This is a genomic window from Tunicatimonas sp. (assembly GCF_049647865.1).
Taxonomy (GTDB): domain Bacteria; phylum Bacteroidota; class Bacteroidia; order Cytophagales; family Cyclobacteriaceae; genus Tunicatimonas.
The window spans coordinates 1-5,313 of the sequence record NZ_JBARYM010000565.1; the positions used below are offsets into that span (position 1 = coordinate 1).

Below are 5,313 nucleotides of genomic sequence, written 5' to 3' on the forward strand. Positions count from 1 at the left end.
GCGGAATTCCGGGCATAATGGTGAAGGACGAAAATGGGAACGATGCGCCTATTGTCAACAAGCAAGGTCGCTTCGTTGCTGAGATTACCGACTTTGCTAATTTGCCGGTGAAGAACTACGACGAAGAAGATGAAAATGCTCTGGGGTATCATTCTACCGATGTGAAGATTGCAATTAAGCTAAAGCAGGAGAATAAAGCATTTAAAGTTGAAAAGTACGAACACTCTTATCCCCACTGCTGGCGAACAGATAAGCCCATTCTTTACTATCCGCTTGAATCTTGGTTTATTCGCACTACGGCCAAAAAAGATCAACTGGTTGCTCTGAACAAAACCATTCACTGGAAGCCCGAATCTACCGGAACCGGACGTTTCGGCAACTGGTTAGAGAATCTGGTAGACTGGAACTTAAGTCGCTCTCGCTACTGGGGCACCCCGCTACCGATCTGGCGTACCGAAGATGGTAAGGAAGAAAAGTGTATTGGCTCGATAGCTGAACTCACCGAAGAAATTGAGAAAGCAAACCAAGCTTTCGCGGATGATGCCGAGTTGGTTCAGAAGAACAATGATTCGCTGGCGAAGGAAGACTTGCACCGTCCTTATGTGGACTGGATTACTTTGGTGAGCGATAGTGGTGAGCGAATGCTGCGCGAAGCGGATTTAATTGATGTTTGGTTTGATTCAGGGGCCATGCCCTACGCTCAGTGGCATTATCCATTTGAAAATAAAGAAGTATTTGAGCAACGCTATCCGGCCGATTTCATCTCGGAAGGAGTCGATCAAACCCGGGGCTGGTTCTTCACTTTGCATACCATTGCGGGGCTTTTGTACAATAGTGTAGCCTTTAAAAATGTGGTTTCCACTGGCTTAGTGTTGGACAAAAAAGGCAATAAAATGTCGAAGCGCCTGGGCAATGCGGTTGATCCGTTTTCTACCTTGGCCGAACACGGCCCGGATGCTACCCGCTGGTACATGATCTCCAATGCCAATCCGTGGGATAATCTGAAATTTGACATTGAGGGAGTAAAGGAAGTACAACGTCGCTTCTTCGGCACCCTGCAAAACACCTACGCTTTCTTCTCTCTCTACGCGAATCTGGATAGTTTCACCTTCGCTGAAGAAGAAATACCGTTAGCCCAACGTACTGAAAGCGACCGATGGATTATCTCCAAGCTCCACAGCTTAGTGAAACAAGTAGACGAGGCTTACGCTGATTACGAACCAACGCGAGCCGCGCGGGCTATCCAAGATTTTACTATAGACGATCTGAGTAACTGGTACGTTCGTCTGAATCGCAAACGATTTTGGCAGGGTGAGTACAATGAAGGCAAGCAGGCCGCTTACCAAACTTTGTATACTTGCTTGGCTACGTTAGCGCAATTATCGTCGCCAATTGCTCCGTTTTATTCTGAGCACTTGTTTCGTAGTCTCAATCAAACAAGTCAACGGCAAAATAAAGAATCAGTACATCTGACTGATTTTCCTAAGGCCGATGAACAGGCTATTAACAAGCATTTGGAAGTTAAAATGCAGATGGCGCAGCTAGCTTCCTCCTTGGTGCATTCGCTACGAAAGCAGCATACCATAAAAGTTCGGCAACCTTTGTCTCGCATTCTAATTCCTGTGTTAGATACTGACTTTAGGCGACAGATGGAGGAAGTGGAAGATATTATTCTTTCTGAAGTGAATGTCAAAGGCATTGAGTATATTGATGACACTTCAGGCGTACTAGTAAAAAAAATCAAGCCGAACTTCCGCAAACTAGGTAAGCAGTACGGCCCTATGATGAAAGATATTAGTAAGGCCGTAGCGCAAATGGGACAGGAAGAGATTAATCGTTTAGAGCAAGAGCAACGTTACGAACTTGCCTTGCCCCAAGAGCGTATCATGCTTACAACCGAAGATGTAGAGATTACCTCGGAAGATATTCCGGGCTGGTCGGTAGCCCGGGAAGGTAACGTAACCGTGGCCTTGGATATTACCATTACCGAAGAACTGCGTCAAGAAGGTTTAGCCCGAGACTTGGTGAACCGTATTCAAAACTTACGGAAAGATCAGGGGTTAGATGTACAGGATAAAATTCGGGTGAAGATAGAAAGGGGAGATGCCCTGCTTAATGATACTGTTCTTAGCTACAAAGATTACATTTGTCAGGAGACTCAAGCACTAGAGTTATCTACGGTAGATACGTTATCTACTGGAACATCGTTAGAGATTGATGATCTTTCGGTAAAAATTTTGGTAGAAGTAGATAAGTAGGTATCGAACTAATGGCAAGAATGGATAAGACCCGTGGGGGTATTTATAAAAAGGGGCGAGAGCCAGATGATCTTGATTTTTGGCTAAGTCGCCCACCTATAGAAAGAATAAAAACTTTGGAAGAAATTCGGCGAGAATACAATACTTGGAAATATGGTGCTGAACCAAGACTTCAGAGAGTTTGTAGAATTATTAAACGAAAAAGAGGCTAGATATTTAGTAATTGGAGGGTACGCGGTAGCTTATCACGGTTATCCACGATATACTAAAGTCATTGACTTCTGGATATGGTTAGAAGAAGAAAATGCCAAAAAAGTAGTTAAAGCAATCGAGGAATTTGGTTTTGGTTCATTAGGAATCGTTGTTGATGATTTGCTGGATAGCGAAAATGTTATACAATTGGGGCACCCTCCAGCCAGAATTGATTTATTAACTGAAATTCCGGCTGTTGAATTTCAAGAATGTTATACAAACAAAAAGGTTTTAATGTAGATGGGACATTAATCAATGTTATAGACATTGATAGTTTGATAAAAACAAAGAAGGTAACTAACAGGCCACAAGATCGAGCCGACGTATCGAAGTTAAAGAAAAAGACTAAATAGGAATCAGCGTGAAATACTGGAAATATTATTTGTTAAGTATAGGCATTATTATTCTGGATCATACTGTAAAGCTACTTGTCCACAATAATATGGATATGGGAGTGATTGGTCAGATTCCGGTATTCGGTGATTGGTTCAAATTGCACTATACTCTAAATCCTGGTATGGCCTTTGGTATGGAATTGGGGTCAGAGTACGGAAAGCTTATTCTTACTATCTTCCGCCTATTCGCCATGGTGGGTATCGCGTACTATCTCTACGCACTAGCGAAGAAGAAAGTCCATTCGGGTTTATTATGGTCGGTAGCACTTATTCTAGGAGGAGCTATTGGTAACGTAATCGATAGTGCCCTTTACGGAGTACTACTCGACAATGCGCCCTATGGCTCTTCCACCCCTTGGTTTCACGGGCAGGTAATTGATATGTTTTATGTTGATATTTGGGAAGGCCGTGTGGCGGACTGGGTACCGATTTGGGGTGGAAAATATATGGCACTCTGGCCCATTTTCAATATTGCTGATGCTTCTATCTTCGTAGGCGTAGCCATTATCCTGATTTTCCAGAATCGTTTTTTCAATGAGAAAGAGTCCCGCTCGGCTGCCTCAGAGGTTCCCGCTTCGCAGCTAGAAAATCACCAACCTAGTTCGCTCGGCTAGCGGTCATATCGAAACTGTCGTAGCCAGCGGCTACTTCTCCGTCAAAGGTATCACCTTCAAACATGCCATTCATCGTTAGCTCCGTGCCGCTGTAATCAAATACTGCCTTTAGGGCCTGTCCCTCTATCGTTAAGTCCTCCAGCGTAATGTTTCCCTGTGATGAACGAAGTTCTCCGGCATATGCATCACCATTTTTAGAGATTACAAATGTGCCATCTACCGTTCCGTTAGGGGTTCCGGTTACAGAGTAGTTCCATGTACCAGCCGGGTCGTAAGCCATTGTTTTGGAAGAAGCACAACTCGTCATCCAAAGTAAGGCAATAAAAAGAATGGGGATTAGCGAAAATGAGATTACTGTTTTCATAGGATTATTAGGTTGTTTTAGTAACGTATAATTCTACGAAAAAAAGCTCGAACAAAAAAGGAGAAACTTGTGAGCTTCTCCATACAGTTAATTTTAAAAAAAGTTACTTCTTCTCATCACCCCGGGGGCAGTCGTCTGTTTTAGGCTGCTGACAAGGTTCTACCGCATTCGCGTTACAAACTGGGCAGTGAGCAATATCTTGAGATTTTAAATTTTCTTGCTTTTCCATAATATAAAAATGTTTAATGTGTAACCATTTGGTTTCATTATAATAAACTTATTCTTGAACCAGAACGTTACGAAAAATCTTAATTTATGATTAGTCTAAATAGCTGTAAAACAACTATTTAGACTAAATCTACATACCATGGTCCACGTTTAGCCAAACAAGCAGCTTACCTCTGATGAGGAATGGGCCGACCGTAAAACTCAACTTCAGGCACCCTATCTTTCAGCCGAATTAGATTAGAAGTGTCACCTAGCACTTCATCTACTAAACCATATTCTTGCGCTTCCAGGGCATTCAGAAACCGATCTCTTTTAAAGAACGCTTCAATTTCCTGCCAAGAGTGATTAGTGTTCTTACCAATAATATGGAAAAGTTGAGCTTGTATTCGTTCTTGCTCGTGGGTAGCAATCCGTACATCTTCAGTATAGCCCCTAGCTCCTCCACCTGTGGGGTGCATATGAATAGTAGCTTGCGCTAAGGCGTAGCGTCGCCCTTTAGCTCCGCAAGTTAGTAAAGCCGTACCCATACTTCCCGAAAAACCAACCGCCACAGTTGAAACGGGTGCCGAAATCATTTGCATAGCATCGTAAATAGCCATACCGGCGTACACACTGCCACCGGGCGACTGAATGTACATATCAATTTGCCGAGCAGGGTCTTGACTGTTGAGATAAAGTAACTGCGCTACAATTACGTTGGCAATTTGATCGTTAATGGCGGTACCAAGAAAGATGATACGCTCCTTGAGCAGTAAGCTGTAGATATCGTACGCACGCTCTCCTCTTCCGCTCTGGTCAATGACCATCGGAACTACACTGGATTGAATAGACATAAATGCAATAATTGAATGATAGAATAATCTTGTAGCTAGCAACTTATCAACGTTTAAAGTACGATCGCACTTTAGTTTGAAATTTACGGTAGGCTAAGTCGCTGAATACCTTTTGCTGCGCCCGGTGAATTTCCGCCCGAAGTTGCTGCCGCCCGTACTCCCGGACGAGTTTATAAGTCTGCTTCTGAAAAGCTACTCGTTACGATAGCTCACTATCTATCTGCATTCGGGCTTCTATCAGTAACCGTTCGCTGACAACGCCCTGTTGCTGGATAAATTTTTCTATTTGCTCTGCTTCAATTAAGGAAGTCCTCATAAGTCAGTAATTTTGCTTTTACCTGTTCGCGTACTTTTTCTAAGCACTTGTAC

General features: G+C 43.2%; 6 protein-coding genes. 3 read left to right on the plus strand and 3 right to left on the minus strand.

Annotated elements, in window-relative coordinates:
* From WBA23_RS16700 to WBA23_RS16710, 3 genes are all read left to right on the plus strand, one after another.
* A partial coding sequence (locus WBA23_RS16700) for a class I tRNA ligase family protein (RefSeq protein ID WP_424583423.1) occupies nt 1–2,258 on the plus strand: 2,258 nt, incomplete at its 5' end.
* A 153-nt stretch (nt 2,259–2,411) separates the two neighbouring features.
* Entirely contained in the window at nt 2,412–2,750 is a 339-nt protein-coding gene (locus tag WBA23_RS16705) for a hypothetical protein (protein ID WP_424583424.1), read from the plus strand.
* A gap of 121 nt (nt 2,751–2,871) precedes the next feature.
* Nucleotides 2,872–3,519 carry a lipoprotein signal peptidase gene (locus tag WBA23_RS16710; protein WP_424583425.1) on the plus strand — a complete coding sequence of 216 codons (648 nt, stop codon included), beginning with the start codon at nt 2,872–2,874 and terminating at the stop codon, nt 3,517–3,519.
* On the opposite strand, the gene WBA23_RS16715 is transcribed toward WBA23_RS16710, so the two are convergent.
* From WBA23_RS16715 to WBA23_RS16725, 3 genes are all read right to left on the minus strand, one after another.
* The gene (locus WBA23_RS16715) at nt 3,503–3,883 is read right to left on the minus strand and encodes a hypothetical protein (RefSeq protein WP_424583426.1); all 381 of its coding nucleotides are present in this window, start codon (nt 3,881–3,883) and stop codon (nt 3,503–3,505) included. The genes WBA23_RS16710 and WBA23_RS16715 overlap by 17 nt on opposite strands.
* Before the next feature lie 103 nt (nt 3,884–3,986).
* Nucleotides 3,987–4,112 (minus strand): hypothetical protein, encoded by a 126-nt coding sequence (locus WBA23_RS16720; RefSeq protein ID WP_424583427.1) that lies wholly within the window; start codon nt 4,110–4,112, stop codon nt 3,987–3,989.
* Nucleotides 4,113–4,278: 166 nt separating this feature from the next.
* Nucleotides 4,279–4,944 (minus strand): ClpP family protease, encoded by a 666-nt coding sequence (locus WBA23_RS16725; protein WP_424583428.1) that lies wholly within the window; start codon nt 4,942–4,944, stop codon nt 4,279–4,281.
* Nucleotides 4,945–5,313: the final 369 nt, after the last annotated feature.

What these genes read in the sequence shown, in the direction of transcription:
- WBA23_RS16705 (WP_424583424.1), top strand. Translation starts at nt 2,412, where the DNA reads ATGGTGCTGAACCAAGACTTCAGAGAGTTTGTAGAATTATTAAACGAA.
- WBA23_RS16715 (WP_424583426.1), bottom strand. Translation starts at nt 3,883, where the DNA reads ATGAAAACAGTAATCTCATTTTCGCTAATCCCCATTCTTTTTATTGCC.
- WBA23_RS16720 (WP_424583427.1), bottom strand. Translation starts at nt 4,112, where the DNA reads ATGGAAAAGCAAGAAAATTTAAAATCTCAAGATATTGCTCACTGCCCA.
- WBA23_RS16725 (WP_424583428.1), bottom strand. Translation starts at nt 4,944, where the DNA reads ATGTCTATTCAATCCAGTGTAGTTCCGATGGTCATTGACCAGAGCGGA.